Annotated in this window: 14 protein-coding genes and 1 pseudogene; 2 read left to right on the top strand and 13 right to left on the bottom strand. The window is 64.4% G+C overall.

From position 1 onward, the window contains the following. Window positions 1-180: 180 nt before the first annotated feature. The 4 genes and pseudogenes from tsaB to ABSF49_RS04230 all read right to left on the bottom strand — a co-directional run bounded on the left by tsaB (window position 181) and on the right by ABSF49_RS04230 (window position 2736). Window positions 181-867, bottom strand: a complete 687-nt coding sequence (gene tsaB, locus ABSF49_RS04245; protein WP_424111388.1) for a tRNA (adenosine(37)-N6)-threonylcarbamoyltransferase complex dimerization subunit type 1 TsaB — start codon at window positions 865-867, stop codon at window positions 181-183. Window positions 868-876: 9 nt separating this feature from the next. Next, complete coding sequence (gene argB, locus ABSF49_RS04240) at window positions 877-1764, bottom strand: acetylglutamate kinase (RefSeq protein WP_424111387.1); 888 nt, start codon at window positions 1762-1764, stop codon at window positions 877-879. Window positions 1765-2006: 242 nt separating this feature from the next. Beyond that, window positions 2007-2298, bottom strand: a pseudogene (locus ABSF49_RS04235) (GIY-YIG nuclease family protein). A 234-nt stretch (window positions 2299-2532) separates the two neighbouring features. Then, a complete protein-coding gene (locus ABSF49_RS04230; protein ID WP_424111386.1) occupies window positions 2533-2736 on the bottom strand; it encodes a BrnA antitoxin family protein in 204 nt (67 codons plus the stop codon). A 680-nt stretch (window positions 2737-3416) separates the two neighbouring features. Here ABSF49_RS04230 and ABSF49_RS04225 point away from each other — a divergent pair. Next, window positions 3417-4010, top strand: a complete 594-nt coding sequence (locus ABSF49_RS04225; RefSeq protein ID WP_424111385.1) for a GDSL-type esterase/lipase family protein — start codon at window positions 3417-3419, stop codon at window positions 4008-4010. 259 nt (window positions 4011-4269) lie between these two features. Here ABSF49_RS04225 and ABSF49_RS04220 read toward each other — a convergent pair whose 3' ends face one another. From ABSF49_RS04220 to xylA, 9 genes are all read right to left on the bottom strand, one after another. After that, window positions 4270-7017 carry a PAS domain-containing sensor histidine kinase gene (locus ABSF49_RS04220; protein ID WP_424111384.1) on the bottom strand — a complete coding sequence of 916 codons (2748 nt, stop codon included), beginning with the start codon at window positions 7015-7017 and terminating at the stop codon, window positions 4270-4272. Between the two features lie 99 nt (window positions 7018-7116). Beyond that, entirely contained in the window at window positions 7117-7485 is a 369-nt protein-coding gene (locus ABSF49_RS04215) for a response regulator (RefSeq protein WP_424111383.1), read from the bottom strand. 1099 nt (window positions 7486-8584) lie between these two features. Further along, complete coding sequence (ilvN, locus tag ABSF49_RS04210) at window positions 8585-9154, bottom strand: acetolactate synthase small subunit (RefSeq protein ID WP_424111382.1); 570 nt, start codon at window positions 9152-9154, stop codon at window positions 8585-8587. Further along, window positions 9151-10173, bottom strand: a complete 1023-nt coding sequence (locus tag ABSF49_RS04205) for a threonine dehydratase (RefSeq protein WP_424111381.1) — start codon at window positions 10171-10173, stop codon at window positions 9151-9153. Before ABSF49_RS04205 ends, ilvN begins: the two co-directional genes overlap by 4 nt. Before the next feature lie 21 nt (window positions 10174-10194). Continuing rightward, complete coding sequence (locus ABSF49_RS04200) at window positions 10195-11967, bottom strand: acetolactate synthase 3 large subunit (protein ID WP_424111380.1); 1773 nt, start codon at window positions 11965-11967, stop codon at window positions 10195-10197. A gap of 324 nt (window positions 11968-12291) precedes the next feature. Further along, entirely contained in the window at window positions 12292-13077 is a 786-nt protein-coding gene (locus ABSF49_RS04195; RefSeq protein ID WP_424111379.1) for an ATP-binding cassette domain-containing protein, read from the bottom strand. Window positions 13078-13080: 3 nt separating this feature from the next. Further along, on the bottom strand, window positions 13081-14406 hold the full coding sequence (locus tag ABSF49_RS04190) for a sugar ABC transporter permease (RefSeq protein ID WP_424111378.1): 1326 nt from the start codon (window positions 14404-14406) through the stop codon (window positions 13081-13083). A gap of 128 nt (window positions 14407-14534) precedes the next feature. Next, window positions 14535-15572: a D-xylose ABC transporter substrate-binding protein gene (gene xylF, locus ABSF49_RS04185; RefSeq protein ID WP_424111377.1), complete on the bottom strand. Its 1038-nt coding sequence runs from the start codon at window positions 15570-15572 to the stop codon at window positions 14535-14537. A gap of 88 nt (window positions 15573-15660) precedes the next feature. Then, on the bottom strand, window positions 15661-16974 hold the full coding sequence (gene xylA, locus ABSF49_RS04180) for a xylose isomerase (protein WP_424111376.1): 1314 nt from the start codon (window positions 16972-16974) through the stop codon (window positions 15661-15663). A gap of 252 nt (window positions 16975-17226) precedes the next feature. Between xylA and ABSF49_RS04175 the strand changes: the two genes are divergently transcribed. After that, window positions 17227-18255, top strand: a complete 1029-nt coding sequence (locus ABSF49_RS04175) for a LacI family DNA-binding transcriptional regulator (RefSeq protein WP_424111375.1) — start codon at window positions 17227-17229, stop codon at window positions 18253-18255. Window positions 18256-18269: the final 14 nt, after the last annotated feature.

The following is an 18269-nucleotide window of genomic DNA, read 5'->3' as shown; positions in this document are numbered from 1 at the left end:
GCGAGCGTCGTCGGGCTCGCCAGCAGGCTGGCGAATTCGCCCGCCGACCACGGATGGGCGAAGCCCGTCTTGTGGATGGCGGCGCAGGCTTCGGCCGCCTCGACCCGCAGCGGACGGATGGTCGAGGGGCGGGGGCGGCGGAAGGGAAAACGCAAGCCGAAGACCATCGCGCCGCTCCGCTCAATTGTCGCGGCGGGCGATCGCCTCGCCGGCGGCAGGCTTGGCGTCGGGCGGCTTGACATAGAGCGGGCGCGGCGGGTTCGTCGCCGGGTCGGAGGCCAGCGCGATGCGCGCGACCGCGACGATGTCGGGATAGGCGGCGGGATAGGCCTCGCACGCGACGCCGGCGCGCCGCGCTTCGGCCGCCAGCATCTCGGTCGCGTCGCCGGCGAGCCGCGCCGGGCCGGCGCCGACGGCGCGGATCGCCTCGAGCGGCGATCCAACGCGCGGCGCAAACAAAGGCCGGCCGGAGGCTTCGAAGCTCTGGTGGTAGACGGCCCCGTGCCGGGCGTCGATCGCCGCAACGATGATCCCCGGCCGCGCGTCGGCGAGCAGCGGCGCGGCGAAGGCGACCAGGGTCGAGACGCCGATCACCGGCTTGTCGAGCGCGACGCCGAACGCGCGCGCCAGCGCCAGGCCGATGCGGATGCCGGTGAAGGAGCCGGGGCCGATCGTCGCCGCGATCGCGTCGAGCGAGGCGAAGCCGCCGTCGACTTCGGCCATCACGCGTTCGACCAGCGGCGCCAGCGCCTCGGCGTGGCCGAGGCGCATCGGCATGATTCCGCTGGCGAGCGTCTCGCGCGTTTCGCCCTCGAACGCGGCGACCGAGGCCGCGCCGCAGGAGGTGTCGATGGCGAGGATGCGCATGGGCTTTGGTCAGCGGGTGATGAGCGTGCCTGCGCCGTAGTCGGTGAGAAGCTCGATCAGCACCGCATGCGGGATCTTGCCGTCGAGGATGACGACGCCTTCGACCCCCTTCTCGATCGCGTAGATGCAGATCTCGACCTTGGGGATCATGCCGCCGGTGATCACGCCGTCGGCGATCAGGCCGTGGATCTCGCCGACTCTCAGGTGCTTGATCAGGTTCCCATCCTTGTCGAGCACGCCGGGCACGTCGGTCAGGAACAGCAGCCGCTTGGCGCCGAGCGCGCCGGCGATCGCGCCGGCGAAGGTGTCGGCGTTGACGTTGTAGGTCTCGCCGTCGACCCCCTGCGCCACGGGGGCGAGGACCGGAATCAACTCGCGGCCAAGCACCTGCTCGAGCACGGTGGTGTCGACCTTGTCGGGTTCGCCGACGAAGCCGAGGTCGACCATGTCCTCGACGTCGCCGCCGCCGCCGCGCGTCACCTTGCGCGCGATCACCATGTTGCCGTCCTTGCCGCACAAGCCGATCGCGCGGCCGCCCTGGGCGTTGATCGTGCCGACGATCTGCTTGTTGATCGAGCCGGCGAGCACCATCTCGACGATCTCCACCGTCGCCTTGTCGGTGATGCGCAGGCCGGCGGAGAATTGCGACTTGATGCCGAGCTTCTTCAGCATCGCACCGATCTGCGGCCCGCCGCCGTGGACGACCACCGGGTTGACGCCGGATTGCTCGAGCAGGACCATGTCGCGAGCGAAATCGCGCCCGGTGGTCACATCGCCCATCGCGTGGCCGCCGTATTTCACCACGATCGTCGCGTCGTCGTAGCGCAGCATGTGCGGCAGCGCCTGCATCAGGATTTCGGCTTGCTCCTGCGGGCTGGAGCGCGGCGCTTCGGTCATGGTCTCTCCGGCGGATCGGGCGGCGCTGTTCTAGCGGCTGGCGAGGGCAATGCCAAACGGGAGAGTGGGTTTTCGGACGGGCGGCCGGCGCTGGTGACCCGAGATACGCGCTTGGCGGTGGGTTGGATGCTGGATTCGACTATGCCAAACCTCGGTGACAATGACTCGTGAAAAAAGCCTCTCCGGAGCCTGCCGCCGTCATGGCCGGGCTTGTCCTGGCCATCCACGTCTTTCTCGGCGGTTCACGCGTTCAAGTCTTCATACAGATCACGCCATTCGGGATTCGCGGCGTGGATGAGGGGCGCCTTCCAAGCGCGCGGCCAATGCTTGATGTTGCTCTCGCGCTGAATCGCGTCGCGCGATGTCTTCGTAGAACTCGGTCAATACAAGGCGCTTGAGGCCGTATCGGCGCGTGAAGCCGTCGATCAGGCCCTCGCGGCGCTCAAACGCACGGCGCGCGATGTTGCTCGTCACGCCGGTGTAAAGCGCGCCGTCAGGCTCGTTCGTCATGATGTAGACCCAGCCGCCACGCATAAGGGCGAACGCTGCTGCTCTGCCCGTCTTCGGCAAAGGCGTGAATGGCCGGGACAATCCCCGGATCAAGTCCGGGGACGGCCATGACGTTGTGGGGCTTTTTCCGGGCAGGTCACGTTCCCCGGGACTTGGTATTATGAGAGACGTTTGCTTGCGGATCAACAATGACCAAACTTGGCCGATTTCTGCCAGTCCGCTGTCGGCCAGCTTCGGCCAATTGCCGCCACTGCCAGCTTACAAGCCCGTTGCCCGCCGCAGCGCGTCGTTGATTCGTTCCTGCCAACCCGGCCCATCCTCTTGAAAATGCGCAATCAGATCGCTGTCGAGCTTGATCGACACCAATTCTTTCGAGACGGGAACGTCACCTTTTCTTTGCACGCGGACAGGCTCGGCCGCTGCCGGCGTCGCTGGTTTGAACATAGCTTCGGCTACGGACAAGGCGTCGGTCGGTCGATACCGATTCGGTGGTCTTGTCATGCGAATTTCTCCCGTTGAGTGTCTCAGTTTGAAATTTGCCCAAACGGGTGCTCTTCCCGCGCCCAAATGGCGTAGATGCGAGCAATTTCATTTCTCGCAATTGTATCGGAGAGCGGCCCGGCGCCGACACCATAGACGTCGCAACCCTCATCGATGAGATTGCAGGCTGTCTCGATCGCGGCCTCTGGGGTCGGAGCCCTTACGATGTGGTCCGATCCGCCCTTCCGATATTGGACATGCCAAGTCATACGCGGCCAGATTGAGTGATGCGCGGCCAGATTGAGCCCATCGATGGAATCCGCAACTGACGGATTCTACTCACACTGTCGGGGAAGGCGCCGCGTGGCCTGGCAGCGGCTTTCGACAATCGCCGCATTGGCTCAGGCCGACCGTAATGGGCGCGAAGCAGAAGTGATTGTCCGATAGCGGAATTGCAGCGTTCGGCAAGCGAAATACCGAAGCGGCGTTCCCAACAGGTTGGCGCCGTTGCAGTGTTCGACCCAAGACACGTTAAGTGATCGCGCGCAGCCCAAACCGCCCGACCAAAGACGATTTCTGCGCAATCCTCCTTGCCAACTCAGCGCAGTTCGAAATTATAATCGAACGAATGGCGTGAAAACAATGCCAGGGGAGAACAGACGATGCAGTCGTACAATGGCGCGCAGTCGATCAGGGCGAGAATGAATTTGTCTGCGCTCGCCTTCGTCGCACTGGCGGCGCTCGGTAGCGAAGCCGCATGCGCGGCCGAGGTAGTGTGCCTGGGCGCCAGTGGCACGCAAGGCTACGGCCTCTCGTCGAATGAGGCATTCCCGGCGCAGCTCGAGACGATGCTGCGCGCCAAAGGGATCAACGTCACTGTCTCTAACGCTGGGATCAGCGGCGACACGACTGCGGGGATGCTCGCGCGCTTCGACAGCGTCGTCGACAGTTCGACGCGCGTGCTGGTGCTGCAACGGGGCAGCAACGACAGTCGCGACAAGATCGAAAAGATCAAGCACGGGGACGCCGTCGTCAGCAGGGACAAAATCGCGCCCGCGGAAACAAAGGCGAACATCGATCAGATCCGCGCCAAAGCGGCCGCACGCCATATCAAGATGATTGACGCGCAGAGGTTCATTGCGGCCTTACCCGATTCCGCAAGGCTGGGCGATGCAATCGGACATCCGAACGCCGAGGGCGACCGTATCGTGGCGGCGGCCTTGCTTCCGCTGGTTATCGCTGCGCTCAGAAATTGAGGGCGACGCGGGTCCGGTGGGCATGCGCCGCCAGCCACAACGACGCTAAGATCGGACTGACGAGCGCTTTGGATAGCTCTGCGGGAGGTGCGAGAGCTTCCAAGACGGGTCGAACCGGGCCGGAGAAATCATTACACGAACGACCGCTCTTGGAAGGCGCCGCTACGCTCCTGAACGGCATAAATGGACGCGAAGCGGTCAACTTCCTCGCCGCCGTCTGCATCGCCGCCACCATCAACTACTGGTTATGACCCCGACCCTAGTCGGAATTGGTCTCGACACTTTGAAGGAAACTGGATAGCTCGCCCACTAATTTGCGCGACGCGTCGATGTCGGCGGACTCGGCCGCCTGTTGAAGGGCGCCGCCAATGTGCGTGATGGCCTGGAATCCAAAGGAGCCTCCAGAGCCCCTGAGATTGTGCCCCAGAACCGTTACGGTTTCAAAGTCGGCTCGATCCAAGGCGTCCAGCATCGCGATGACGTTCTGCTTGCAGTTCTGCAGATACCCGGGGATCCGGCGCGCCAATATCTGATTCGCCACCAAGGGAACCGTGTCCTTCCGAGCGCTTCCCCCTTTCGATGGTGATGGCCCGACCATGGAATGCTCGTTGATCGCTTGCAGCAGCACCTCTTGTTTGATGGGTTTCGTCAAGAAGGCCGTGCACCCCGCCGCGAGACACGTTTCTCGATCTCCCTTTAAGGCAGAAGCCGTCAGTGCGACAATTGGTGTGGGGGATCGGCCGTTCACCCGTTCCCACGCTCGAATTGTTCTTGTCGCGGTCAAGCCATCCATGACCGGCATTTGCCGGTCCATCAGAACAAGGTCATAGACTCCAGTCTTGAATTTTTCACAGGCGATGGCTCCGGTCTCGGCGATTTCGACGCGGTATGGCGTGTTCTCCAGATACGCCATCGTAATCGTGCAATTGTCGGGAGAGTCCTCCGCCAGAAGAATACGCAGCTCTCGCAGCGGCGGCTCGGAATCCGCGCCGACCGGCGCGTCCGTTAGCCGATGAGGCGCGGCCCAAATTTCGAATGGCGCGGCGAAAGCGAAGACGCTGCCCTCTTGGACTTTGCTTTCGGCCCAGATGCGGCCACCCATCAATTCCACGAGGCGCTTCGAAATCGTCAGGCCCAGCCCCGAGCCCCCGAACCTACGCGTAGTGGATGAGTCGGCTTGGGTGAAGCGTTCAAACACGCGGCCCAATTTCTCGGCCGGAATTCCGATGCCGGTGTCGGAGACCGTGAACCGCAATGCGGTCGGGACGGAGGGGTTGGCGTCCGGCGCAACGCGCAGGGAAACTTCGCCAGATTGCGTGAACTTGATCGCATTGCCGAGCAGATTGAGCAGCACCTGGCGCAAGCGTGTCGGGTCGCCGATCAGATCGTTGGGTACGTTCGGCGCGATCTCGCACACCAGGGAAAGCCCTTTTTCATGGGCCCGGGCCGCCACCATCTCCGTGACCTTCTCCAGATGGTCTTTCAACGAGAAGCCGGTCCGTTCCAACTCGAGTTGGGAGGCCTCGACCTTGGAGAGGTCGAGGATGTCGTTGATGAGATTCAGCAGGTTGTCGCCAGCGCGGCGAAAGATCTGCACATACTTGTCTTGCTCCGGGGAGAGAGCGGTCTTCGCCAGCAAATCTGCGATGCCCATGATTGCATTCATGGGCGTTCGGATCTCGTGACTCATGCTCGCCAGAAAATCCGATTTGGTCCGGCTCGCGCTCTCGGCGGCGGCCTTGGCCTGCTGCAATTCCGCCTCCACCCGCTTGCGCTCCGTGACGTCGCGCGCCGCGGCGAAGACGCCTTGCAGCGTACGGTTGCGGTCGTAAAAGGTGGTTGCATTATAGGAGACCACCGTCTGCTTGCCGTCACGGGCGCGCGCCGTCAGCTCGTAGTCGGTGACCGACTTTTCGCTCAGCACTCGGTTGATCGCCGCTTCGGCCCGCTCTGGATCAGTGAAGTAGTTCTTGAACGGCGCGCCGATCAGTTCGTCACGCGTGCAATCGGTGAGCGCCTCCATCTGCTTGTTGACGTCGGTAATGATGCCGGACGGATCGGTGGTCATGATCGCGTCGATGTTGGCTTCGATCAACGAGCGGGTGTAGAATTGCTGGTCGCGCAGGCGCTGGTCGGACTTCTTTTGCTCTTCTTCGACCAGCTTGCGGGCGGTGTTGTCGGTGCCAATGAGCAGATAGCCGATGATCACGTCCTGCGCGTCGCGCAGCGCCGTGACCGACACCACCGCGGGAAACCGGCTCCCATCCTTGCGGATGTAAGTGAGTTCGTAGATGTCCTCGATCCCGCGCGAGGCCTTGAACACCAAGGCTTCGAAGCCCGGCGTGATCGGGGTTGCGAGTTCGACGCTGAGCGCCTTGGCTCGCGCGATCAACTCCCGCGGATCGGAAATGTCGGCTGGCGTGATCTTGTTCATCACTTCGCCGGCGGTGTAGCCAAGCATTCGCTCGGCGCCGACGTTGAAGATTTGAATGACGCCCTTGGCGTCGGTGGCGATGCTCGAGAAATTGGCGCTGTTGAAAATAGCGCTTTGCAGGGCTCCCGCCTTGAGTTCGGTGCCGATGAGCAGATAACCGATGATCACGTCCTGCGCGTCGCGCAACGCTGTGACCGACACCACCGCGGGAAACCGACTCCCATCCTTACGGATGTAAGTGAGTTCGTAGATGTCCTCGATCCCGCGTGAGGCTTTGAACACCAAGGCTTCGAAGCCCGGCGTGATCGGGGTTGCGAGTTCGACGCTCAGCGCTTTGGCCCGCGCAATCAGCTCCTGCGGATCGGAAATGTCGGCCGGCGTGATCTTGTTCATCACTTCGCCGGCCGTGTAGCCAAGCATCCGCTCGGCGCCGACGTTGAAGATTTGAATGACGCCCTTGGCGTCGGTGGCGATGCTCGAGAAATTGGCGCTGTTGAAAATAGCGCTTTGCAGGGCTCCCGCCTTGAGCAGCACCTCTTCGGCCTGATTGCGCGCGAAGTTGCCGGCGTTCACGGAGACGCCGATCCGCGTCTTTTTTTTGCCGCTTCTAATTGTGATGGTCTTTCCCCGGTGGCTTAAACTCGTCCCGCCTAGCGAATAGATTATGCGACCTCAAACTGACGCTGCAAGCAGTTGTTCAACTGAGTGTTGGAGTTGAGAGTACGTATACGGCTTCATAAGGAAGTGGGCACCATAAACAAAAAGACCAGCAAACTTGTTAATAGCACTTCCAGTTGTATAGAGTACACGCAATTGCGGCCTAAGCGTGATGGCCTGGCGTGCAAGTTCAAGCCCGCCAAGAGAATCTGTTCCGAGACGAATATCGGCGACAAGGGCGTCGACGTGTTGACGAGAACGTAAGAACAAGAGCGCTTCGTCCATGTCGCTGGCAGAATGAGTTTGATGCCCGAACTCTTGAATAATCTCCTCGGCTAATTCGCGGACAAAAATATCATCTTCGACGAGCAGGACCACGGCCATTAGAACTCTTCCCACCGTTGCGACCGGCGTTGCGGGGTTCGGCTTCCAATAGCCGATAGCCCTCGGGCGCCAGCGCGGAGAATCGAATTTTCGACCATGAGGCTTTGACAGCGCCAGCGAAAGATTCGGAAACTACTCAGATCGATGCCTTCGTCCGCGCCAGGCCCGCGCCAGCGTTCCCACTACCGAGGGACGGCAAGCGTCTTGGAGCGCGAGCATCCCATCGCCCTGAGATGATGGTCGCCTCATATGTCGCCACGCTGGCGGGAACGCCTGCCGTCGTCGCCACGCCCGTACTGCGACTGCGCCTGGCTTTGGGCGCACGTAGCCTTTGCAAATCCATGAGGCGGATCTCGCGCGACATACGCAGGTCCTGTTCTTCCCCCGCCTCGCGCCACGCCAGAGCGAACGGCCGCTTTCGGACGAGGCTTAAAACATCAAGAACGGCCATATTGGGCGCAAAGCGGCAATTGAAACCGACCCGCTTTCCAGAAAGGTCGCAATCTCTTTCTTGTTTCAGAATTCGCGCTACTCTGTTCCTTCGAAATATCCACGCCCCGCCGGCGCTCGCCGCGGCGCCCGACGGAGCCCGACCGATGACCGCCACCTCCCACGCCACCCCCTCCTCCGCCGGCCGGCGCCGCGCGGGAGCGCGAATACCGGCGGTTGCGCATTCTGGCGATGGCGCCGGCGGGCTGGTCCTATGCGGCGCCTAGTGATCGGGTCCGATTCGCCAATCGCCGATGCCGCCCTTGACGCGCTGCAAGCCTTTGATTCATAAAGGCCACGCCCTTGACAAGCTTGCCGCGGCTTGACGTCGCTTGACGAAACTTGACGTGCGGCTTGACGGTCAAGCCCTCGCGGCAGAAGGCGGCCCCCGCTCACGCCCCGGGGGGAGTCCTCGATCCTCCCCACGCCGCGCGGCTCGCGCGCAAAATGGCGCCTACGGCTTTGAAATCGCTCGCGCGCCGAACGAAATTGTCGCCGCCCTCAGGGGGCTGCCGCGCGTCCCCTCTCCCGAATGCTGCGACATTCACACATCCTGACGACGGCGCGGAAACTCGCCCCGCCCCGTTCGGGAGAGGGGTTCTCTCCCTATTCAGATCCCCTTCGGCCCGCGCGAGATCGCGGCGACGCCGGTGCGCGAGACTTCGACCAGGCCGATCGGCCGCATCAGGTCGACGAAGTCGTCGATCTTGCGCGGGTTGCCGGTGATCTCGAAGATGAAGCTCTCGGTGGTCGCATCGATCACCTTGGCGCGGAACGCCTCGGCAAGTTGCAGCGCCTCGAGCCGCGGGTCGCCCTTGCCGCGCACCTTGACCATCGCCAGCTCGCGCTCGATGGCGCGGGCGGTTTCGGTCAGATCGGTGACGGAATGGATCGGCACCAGCCGCTCCAGTTGATGGCGCACTTGCTCGACCACCTCGATCGTGCCCGAGGTGACGATGGTGATGCGCGACTGATGCGTCTCGTGCACGACTTCGGCGACGGTCAGGCTCTCGATGTTGAACGAGCGCGCCGAGAACAGGCCGACGACCCGCGCCAGCACGCCGGGCTCGTTGTCGACCAGCACCGACAGCGTATGGCTCTCGATGTTCGACTTGCCGATCGGCGAGGAATAGGGCGACGGCGGATATTCAGGCTCGGGTTTGGTTTCGATCTTGGTCATGACAGCATTCCTTCATGTCGGCGCGCGCTATCGGGCGCGAATTCCGTGAGCGTCGGCGCGGGGCGTACGGGCGCGGCCCAGCGCTGGAACAGGTCGAGGTCGATGTTGCCGCCGGACAGCACCAGGCCGACCGTCTTGCCGGCGAGTCGGCCGCGCTCCTGCAGCGCGGCGGCGAGCGGCGCCGCGCCGGCGCCTTCGGCGAGACTGTGCGTGTCCGTCCAATAGGCGCGGATCGCGGCGGCGATCTCGTCGTCGCCGACCAGCACGACGCGCGTCGCGCCGCGCCAGATGATGGCGAGCGCCTGTTCGTCGGGAATCCGCGTCGCCAAGCCGTCGGCGAGCGTGTCGCAGCTTTCCGTCGCGACGGCGCGCTCGGCGGCGAAGGATAGCGCGTAGGCTGGCGCGCCGCTCGCCTGGACGCCGACGATCTCGGTCGTCAGCCCCAGCGCGTCGCGCGCCGCGATGCAGCCGCAGATGCCCGAGCCCTGGCCGATCGGGACGTAGAGCACGTCGAGATCGGGGCGCGCCGTGAGCAGCTCGAGCGCGTAGGTCGAGACGCCGAGCACCAGGTCGCGATGAAAGGAGGGGACGGCGACGAGGCCGCATTCGGTCGCAACCCGCATCGCTTCCTCGCGCGCCGCCTGGAAGTCGTCGCCGTGCTCGATGAGCTCGGCGCCGAGCGCGCGCATCGCGGCGTTCTTCTCGCTCGAATTTCCGCGCGGAACATAGATGCGCACCGCGAGCCCGGCGCGCGCGCCGGCGAAGGCAAGGCTCTGGCCGTGGTTGCCGCGCGTCGCCGAGACGATGCCTTTGGCGTTCGGTTGGCGCCGCTTCAGCGCGTCGACGAAGGTCAGCCCGCCGCGCACCTTGAAGGCGCCGGTCGGATTGTGGTTCTCGTGCTTGACCACCGCCTCGGCGCCGAGTCGCCGGGCGATCAGCGGCCAGGCGATCGCCGGCGTCGGCGGCAGCGCCGCGCGGACGACCGCCTCAGCGCTCCTCAGTTCGTCGAGCGTAAACATGTTCGGCTCCCCGCCGGCGCCTCAGACCAGCGCCTTGCCCTTTTCGTCGATGACATTGCCGATCTCGATGCCGGCGTCGTCGCCGAGTTCGGCGAGCAGCATGTCGTTGTGCGCCTTGCCCGACGGGATCATCGGGAAGCAGTTCTCCTTCTGATCGACCACGCAGTCGAAGATCACCGCCTTCGGCGTCTCGATCATCTCCATGATCGCCTCGTCGAGCCTGGCGGGGTCGGAGCAGCGGATGCCGTGCCCGCCATAGGCCTCGGCGAGCTTGACGAAATCGGGCAGCGAGTCGGTGTAGCTCTCCGAATAGCGGCCGCCGTGCAGCAGCTCCTGCCATTGGCGCACCATGCCCATGTACTGGTTGTTGAGGATGAAGACCTTGACCGGCAGGCGATGCTGGATCGCCGTCGACATCTCCTGAATGTTCATCAGGATCGACGCCTCGCCGGCGATGTCGACCACCAGCGACTTGGGATGGGCGAGCTGCGTGCCGATCGCCGCCGGCAGGCCGTAGCCCATCGTGCCGAGGCCGCCAGAAGTCATGAACCGGTTCGGCTCTTCGAGGCCGAAGTGCTGCGCCGCCCACATCTGGTGCTGGCCGACCTCGGTGGTGACGTAAATATCGCGGTCCTTGGTCAGCGCGCGCAGCCGCTGGATCGCGTATTGCGGTTTGATGACCTTGTCGGACTTCTTGTAGTCGAACGAGCGGCGCGCCCGCCAATGGTCGATCGTCTTCCACCAATGGCCGAGCGCCGCCGTATCGGGCTGATGCCCGCCGGCGCGCCAAGCCTGCAGCATGTCTTCGAGCACATTGCCGCAGTCGCCGATGATGCCGAGGTCGATCTTGACGGTCTTGTTGATCGACGAGGCGTCGATGTCGACGTGGATCTTCTTGCTGAACGGCGCGAAGGCGTCGAGCCGGCCGGTGATGCGGTCGTCGAAGCGCGCGCCGAGGCAGATCATCAAGTCGCAGTCATGCATCGCGTTGTTGGCTTCGAACGAGCCGTGCATGCCGAGCATGCCGAGCCATTGCTTGTCGGACGCTGGATAGGCGCCGAGCCCCATCAGAGTCGAGGTGATCGGGAAGCCGGTCAGCCGCACCAGCTCGCGCAGGCGCGCCGAAGCCTCGCGGCCGGAATTGATGACGCCGCCGCCGGTGTAGAAGATCGGCTTCTTCGCCTTGGCCATCATCTCGATCGCACGCTCGATCTTGCCGGCGTCGCCCTTGATCTGCGGCCGATAGGTCTTGTGCTGGATGTTGCGCGGGAACGCGTAGGTTCCTCTGGCGAACTGCACATCCTTGGGCACGTCGATGACGACCGGGCCCGGCCGTCCGTGCGAGGCGACGTAGAACGCCTCGTGCAGGATGCGCGGCAGCTCCTCGATCTTGCGGACGAGATAATTGTGCTTGGTGCAACTGCGGGTGATGCCGGTCGTGTCGCATTCCTGGAACGCATCCGAGCCGATCAGGTGGGTCGGCACCTGGCCGGTGATGCAGACGAGCGGGATCGAGTCGAGCAGCGCGTCGGTCAGGCCGGTGACGGCGTTGGTCGCGCCGGGTCCGGAGGTGACGAGCAGCACGCCGACCTTGCCAGTCGAGCGCGCGTAACCCTCGGCGGCGTGCGCTGCGCCTTGTTCATGGCGAACCAGGATGTGGCGGACCTGGTTCTGGCCGAAGATCGCGTCATAGATCGGCAGCACCGAACCGCCGGGGTAGCCGAACACGTGTTCGACGCCCTGGTCCTTGAGCGCCTCGACGATCATCTCCGCGCCGGTCATCTGTTTCGACATCGGGTCTCTCCATATCTCTCACCGGGTCCGCTCTTCTCCTCGAGCGCGCGGCGTCGAATGCGGGGCAATAAAAAAGGCCCGCGAGGGGCCTTGGACGTGCGCCAGTCGACAGAACCGGGAACTAAGCCCGTCCGCCCTCCAGCGCCGAAGATACGATAAGCTTCTGAGCCACGACGGGCCGCTCCACCTTCCACGAAAGTGCGCGGAACCTACTGAAGCGCCTCGGCTGCGTCAAGGGCCGCGGCGACGCGGCAATTCGCCGCGAGGGGCGCGCCGTTCGAAGCGTCGCGCGAATTCTCCTAGCCGCGTGCGGCCGAACGCGCTTCAGTTCGCGACCGCCCCCGGGCCTGGCCTCGCGCCGGGCGGGCATTTGCCGAGGATGATCATCCCCAGCACTTCGTCCTTGGTCACGTCCTTGACCGACGCGGTGCCGACGATGCGGCCGTTCTTCATCACCGTCACCCGGTCGGCGAGGTCGAAGACGTCGTGGATGTCGTGGCTGATGAGAAAGATGCCGATTCCCTCCGACTTGAGCTGCTTGATCAGCTCGCCGACCTGTGCGGTCTCGGCCGGTCCGAGCGCCGCGGTCGGCTCGTCCATGATGAGGATGCGCGCATTGAAATGGATGGCGCGCGCAATCGCGACCGATTGCCGCTGGCCGCCGGACAGCGTAGTCACCGGATCCTTGAAACGGCGGAAGTTGGGGTTGAGCCGCGCCATGACCTTGCGCGCCTCGGCCTCCATCGCCGAATCGTCGAGCGTGCCCCAGCGGGTCATGATTTCGCGGCCGAGATAGAGGTTCGACGCGGCGTCGACGTTGTCGGCCAACGCCAGCGTCTGGTAGATCGTCTCGATGCCGTATCCCTTGGCGTCGCGCGGATTGGCGATGTGCGCTTCCTCGCCGTTGATGAAGATCTGTCCGCTGTCGCGCGGGTAAGCTCCGGAGAGGACCTTGATCAGGCATGACTTGCCGGCGCCGTTGTGACCGAGCAGGCCGACGACCTCACCGGGGTAAAGGTCGATCGAGGCGTGGTCGACGGCCTTGAGGCCGCCGAAGGCGAGCGAAATGTCCTTCATCTCGACCAGCGGGACTTTCGTCTGTGCGTCCATGGCTTATCCCCTGGCGGTCCCGCGCCGATAGAAGGTGTCGAGGCCGACGGCGCCGACCAGCACGACGCCGACGACCATCTCCTGGAACGCCGAGTCGAAGCCGAGCAGCACCATGCCCGACTGCAGAGATTGGATGACCAGCGCGCCGATCAGTGCGCCGTAAATGGTGCCGACGCCGCCCATCAGCGAGGTTCCGCCGATCACCGCGGCGGCAATGACGTAAAGCTCTTCGAACTGGCCGAGCACGTTGGTCGCCGCGTCGAGGCGCGCCGACTCGATGCAGCCGGAGATCGCCGCCAACACCCCCATGATCGCGAAGACCAGCACCGTGATCTTCTTGGTGTTGATGCCGGCCAGATCTGCAGCCTCGGGATTGCCGCCGATCGCGTAAACGTAGCGGCCGAAGCGCGTGCGCTTGGCGATGAAGGTCATGACAGCGCCGGCGACCAGCGCCATCAGAACGGGGATCGCGTAACCCGTCGAAATGAACAGTCCGCCTTCCGGCGCCTGGAGATGATGGGCTGTCGCATAGTTCGCCGCGACGCGCTCAGGCCACGGGTAGTCGTTGACGACCCAGGTCGCGCCGAGCGCGACAAAACAGCCGACGACCGCCAGCGCTATCTCCGCCCACATTGGGCGCAGTGGAAAATTGTGACGCAAGCGCCGCCGCCGCCCAGCGTAAAGGCCAATCACGATCCCGATGCACGCCAGCGCCGCCAAAGACCAACTTGCGACCGCGCCAATCGAGCCGAGCGGCCCGCCGCCCATCAGAGCGAACCGTTCGTCGAGCGGCGCGATGGTCTTGCCCGTCGTCACCCACCACGCTGCGCCGCGCCAGAACAATTGGCCGCCGAGCGTTACGATGAAGGCGGGAATGCCGAGATAGGCGACCAGCGAGCCGTGAAGGGCGCCGATCGCCGCTCCGACGACGAGGCCGAGCATGACCGTGACGATCCAAATGTACGGACTGTCAAGGCCAAGGTAGTACGGCAAAACGCTGGTCTGCGTCACGCCGATGATCGTCGAAACAAAACCGAGAATCGCGCCTACCGAGAGATCGATATGGCGCATGACGATGATCAACACCATGCCGGTCGCCATGACGGCCACGGATGAGGTTTGAACCGTCAGGTTCCAGAGATTGCGCGGCGTCAGGAACAGGCCTTCGCCGGATTGGACGTAGGTGTAGACGTTGAAGCCGACCCAGATCAGCGCCAGCGCCGCGATCATGCCGACCATGCGGGTGTCGATCTCAGTCGCGCGCATCAGCCGTTTGAACAACGGCTCGTCAGGAACTCCGCTCCGGGTGATTGGCGCTGTTGAGCTCATGCTCTCCCCCTCGAGCCCCCTTTCGCGCCGCCGGGCCGAGCCAACCAGCGACGGAGGGGTGAAAACGCCGCGCCGCCGTTGGCGGCGACGCGGCTTATCTAGTCTATGCGCTCAGCGGCGCGGTCAACTCACTTGCAGTACGGGGTCTTGGCCGGGTCGACGCCGGCGCAGACTTCGGCCTTGGTGATCCAGCCCTTGTCGACGATGACGTTGAGATTGTCCTTAGTGACGGCGAGCGGGGTCAGAAGGACGCTATTGACCGTGACGTGCTTGGCGCCGCCCGAGAAGGGCTTCACGTTGGGAAGCTCGGTCATCTTCTTGCCGGCCGCGAGCGCCGCCGCAGATTCGCCCGCGAGCTTGCCGAGATCGCGCGAGTCCTTCCAGATCGAAACCGTCTGGGTGCCGAGCGCGATGCGATTGATCGCAGCATGGTCTCCGTCCTGCCCCGAAACTGGCACGACGCCAGCCAAACCCTGCGCGGTGAGCGCCGCGACGACACCGCCGGCCATGCCGTCGTTCTCGCAAACGACCGCATCGACCTTGTTGTTGTTCTTGGTCAGGATCTGCTCCATGTTCTTTTGCGCGTTGTCGGGCTTCCAGCCGTCGGAATAGCTTTCGCCGACGTTCTTGATTTTACCCGCGTCCATCGCCGGCTTCAGCACTTCGGTGATGCCCGAAAACAGGAAGTCGGCGTTCGGATCGCCCTTGTCGCCCTTGATGAAGGCGTAGTTGCCGGCTGGCTTCGCCCCCTCGACCGCCTTGGCCATCATGCGGCCGACGCCGACGTTGTCAAAGGTGAGGTAGAGCGCCGCAGGGCTTTCGATCAGACGGTCATAGGCTATGACCGGGATGCCTTCGTCGTTGGCCTTTTTGACCGCCGGAAGGATGGCCTCGGAGTCCATCGCGAGGATGATGAGGACGTTGGCGCCCTTCGAAATCAGGCTTTCGACGTCCGCGAGTTGCTTAGTAGGCGACGCCTGCGCGTCGGCCGAGATGTACTTGGCGCCGGTTTCGGCGAGGCCGGCCTTGATCGCCGCTTCGTCGGTCTTCCACCGCTCTTCCTGGAAGTTCGACCAAGACACGCCGACGACGATGTCCTTCGCCATCGCCAGGCTCGGTAAGCAGATGGCCGCGAGAGCAGCCCCAGTCAACAATGCTTTCCTCATGCTCGCTTCTCCCATTTTAGAGTCCGATTCCCTTAGGACCGACTCGACTCGCTAGACGGTAGTCTTCTTATGTGACCGCTTCGCGCGGTCACAAATATCGGTTGACCAAATTCTCGAGATACTCTTGGCGACCGGAGCTCGGCTGCGGATCGAGATTGTCGCGCTCGACCCGCGCGGCCATTTCGGCCAGGCCGCGCCGACCGGCCAATATTTCCGCGCCCTCGCCGCGATCCCAGCCGGCGTAGCGCTCGGCGAGGAAGCGGTCAAGCGCGCCATCTTCGATCATCGCCGCCGCCGCGACCAGCGCGCGCGCCAGCGTGTCGATGCCGCCGATGTGGGCGTAGATGAGATCGATCGGCTCGAACGACTGGCGGCGCGCCCTGGCGTCGAAGTTGAATCCGCCGGCGCCGAGCCCGCCCGCCTTGAGAATGGCGTGCAGCGCCAGCGACAGCTCGGGCGCGTTGTTGGGGAACTGGTCGGTGTCCCAACCGCTTTGGTAGTCGTTGCGGTTGGCGTCGACCGAGCCGAGAACGCCCAGCGCCGCGGCGAGCGAGACCTCATGCTCGAACGAGTGGTGCGCGAGCACCGCGTGGCCGACCTCGATATTGACCTTGACCTCATTCTCCAGGCCGTTGGCCTTGAGGAAGCCGTAGACCGTGGCGACGTCGAAGTCGTACTGGTGCTTGGTCGGCTCCTGCGGCTTCGGCTCGATCAGGATCACGCCCTTGAAGCCGATCTTGTGCTTGTACTCGACCACCAGCTTGAGGAAGCGGCCAAGCTGGGCGAGCTCGCGCTTGAGATCGGTGTTGAGCAGCGTCTCGTAGCCCTCGCGCCCGCCCCACAGCACGTAGTTCGCGCCGCCGAGCTGATGGGTGACGTCGATCGCGTTCTTCACCTGCGCCGCGGCGTAGGCGAACACGTCCGGGTCCGGGTTGGTCGCCGCGCCCGCCATGAATCGGCGGGCGCCGAACAGATTGGCGGTGCCCCACAGCAGCTTGACTTTGCGCGTCTCCAACTTGCGCGCGAACACGTCGGCGATCTCGCGCACGTTGCGGTTCGATTGGGCGAGCGAGGCGCCTTCCGGCGCGATGTCGCGGTCGTGGAAGGTGAAGAACGGGAAACCGAGGATGTCGAACATCTCGAAGGCGACGTCGGCCTTGAGCCGCGCGCTCGCCATGTCGTCGCCGAACCACGGGCGAAGGAAAGTCGCGCCGCCGAATTGATCGAGGCCGGTGTAGGCGAAGCTGTGCCAGTAGCAGATCGCCGCGCGCAGGTGGTCCTCCATGCGTTTGCCGAGGACCAGCTTGTCGTGATCGTAGGAACGAAAGGCGAGGGGATTGGCCGACTTCGGCCCCTCGTAACGGATCGGCGCGATGGCGCCGAAAAACCCCGTTCCGCCCACTTCCCGCCTCCCTTGCCGACTTTTGCTCAAAAATAGCGAAGTTGCTGATGTACGTCAATCAAGCATTCTCGTCGCGTCGCGGGGCATTTTACAGCAAGCGCGCGCAAGTTTGTTGCAGCGCACGCTGACACTACAGAATGGTCCGGCGTCGGACCTGCAAGAGAGATTTGTGAAGCTCGGGCAGGCGCGGCGCCGCAAGTTGATTCACGCGCAATCGCTTGATAGACGTACCTCAGGGAGGCGCCGCGGGGGATGGGTCGGGCGACCGTTCACGACTTGGCGAGGGCGGCCAGCGTCAGCCTGGCCACCGTCGACCGCGTGCTCAATCGCCGTGGCGGCGTACGCGCGGCGACGATCGAGAGGGTCGAGCAGGCGGTCGACCGCCTCGGCTACCGCCGCGACGCCGCCGCCGCGACGCTCGCCAAGCAGCGCGAATACCGGCTCGCTTTCGTTATTCCGACCGGGGTCAATTCGTTCCTCGCCTCGCTCGCGCTCGAGGTGCGCAAGCTCGCCGACGTGCTGCGCAGCGAACGCGTGTTCCTTTCCATCGTCGAAGTCCCGCCGTTCGACGGCGAGGCGCTGGTCGAGGCGCTCGATCGCCTGCAGAGTCAGCCGCTGACCGGCGTCGCGGTGGTGGCGACCGACCACGCGCCGGTGCGGCTCGCGGTCGGCAGCCTCGCCGCGCGCGGCGTCGGCGTGGTGACCCTGGTCTCCGACGCGCCGGGTTCGGGGCGCGCGCAGTACGTCGGCATCGACAACAGCGCCGCCGGCCGCACCGCCGCGTCGCTGATGGGGCGGTTCCTGCGCGGCGTCAGCGGACACATCGCCGTCGTCGCCGGCTCGATGCTGCTGCGCGACCACGCCGAACGCCGCTTCGGCTTCGAGCAGGTGCTGCGCACCGAATATCCGAATCTGATCGCGCTGCCGGCGGTCGAGGGCCACGACAACGCCGCCGTCGCCGAGACCGCGTTGGGGATCGAACTCGATCGCCATCGCGACGTCGTTGGCGTTTACAGCCTCGGCGCCGGCAATCGCGGCGTGCTGGCGGCTCTGCGCAAGCGCGGGCTGGCGGGCACGGTCTGCGCCATCGCCCACGAGCTCACCGAGCATTCGCGCGCGGCGCTCGCCGAGGGTACGTTTGCGGCGATCCTCTGCCAAGATCCCGGCCACGAGGCGCGTAGCGCGGTCAGGATTCTGCGTGCGCTCGCCGACAACCGGCCGTTCGACGCCGGACAGGCGCGTATTCGCATCGACATCTACTTGCGCGACAACGTGCCGTGACGGGCCAAAGCCTC

Source organism: Roseiarcus sp., assembly GCF_049514155.1.
Lineage (GTDB): Bacteria > Pseudomonadota > Alphaproteobacteria > Rhizobiales > Beijerinckiaceae > Roseiarcus.
This window is presented reverse-complemented; position numbering and strand designations above follow the sequence as displayed.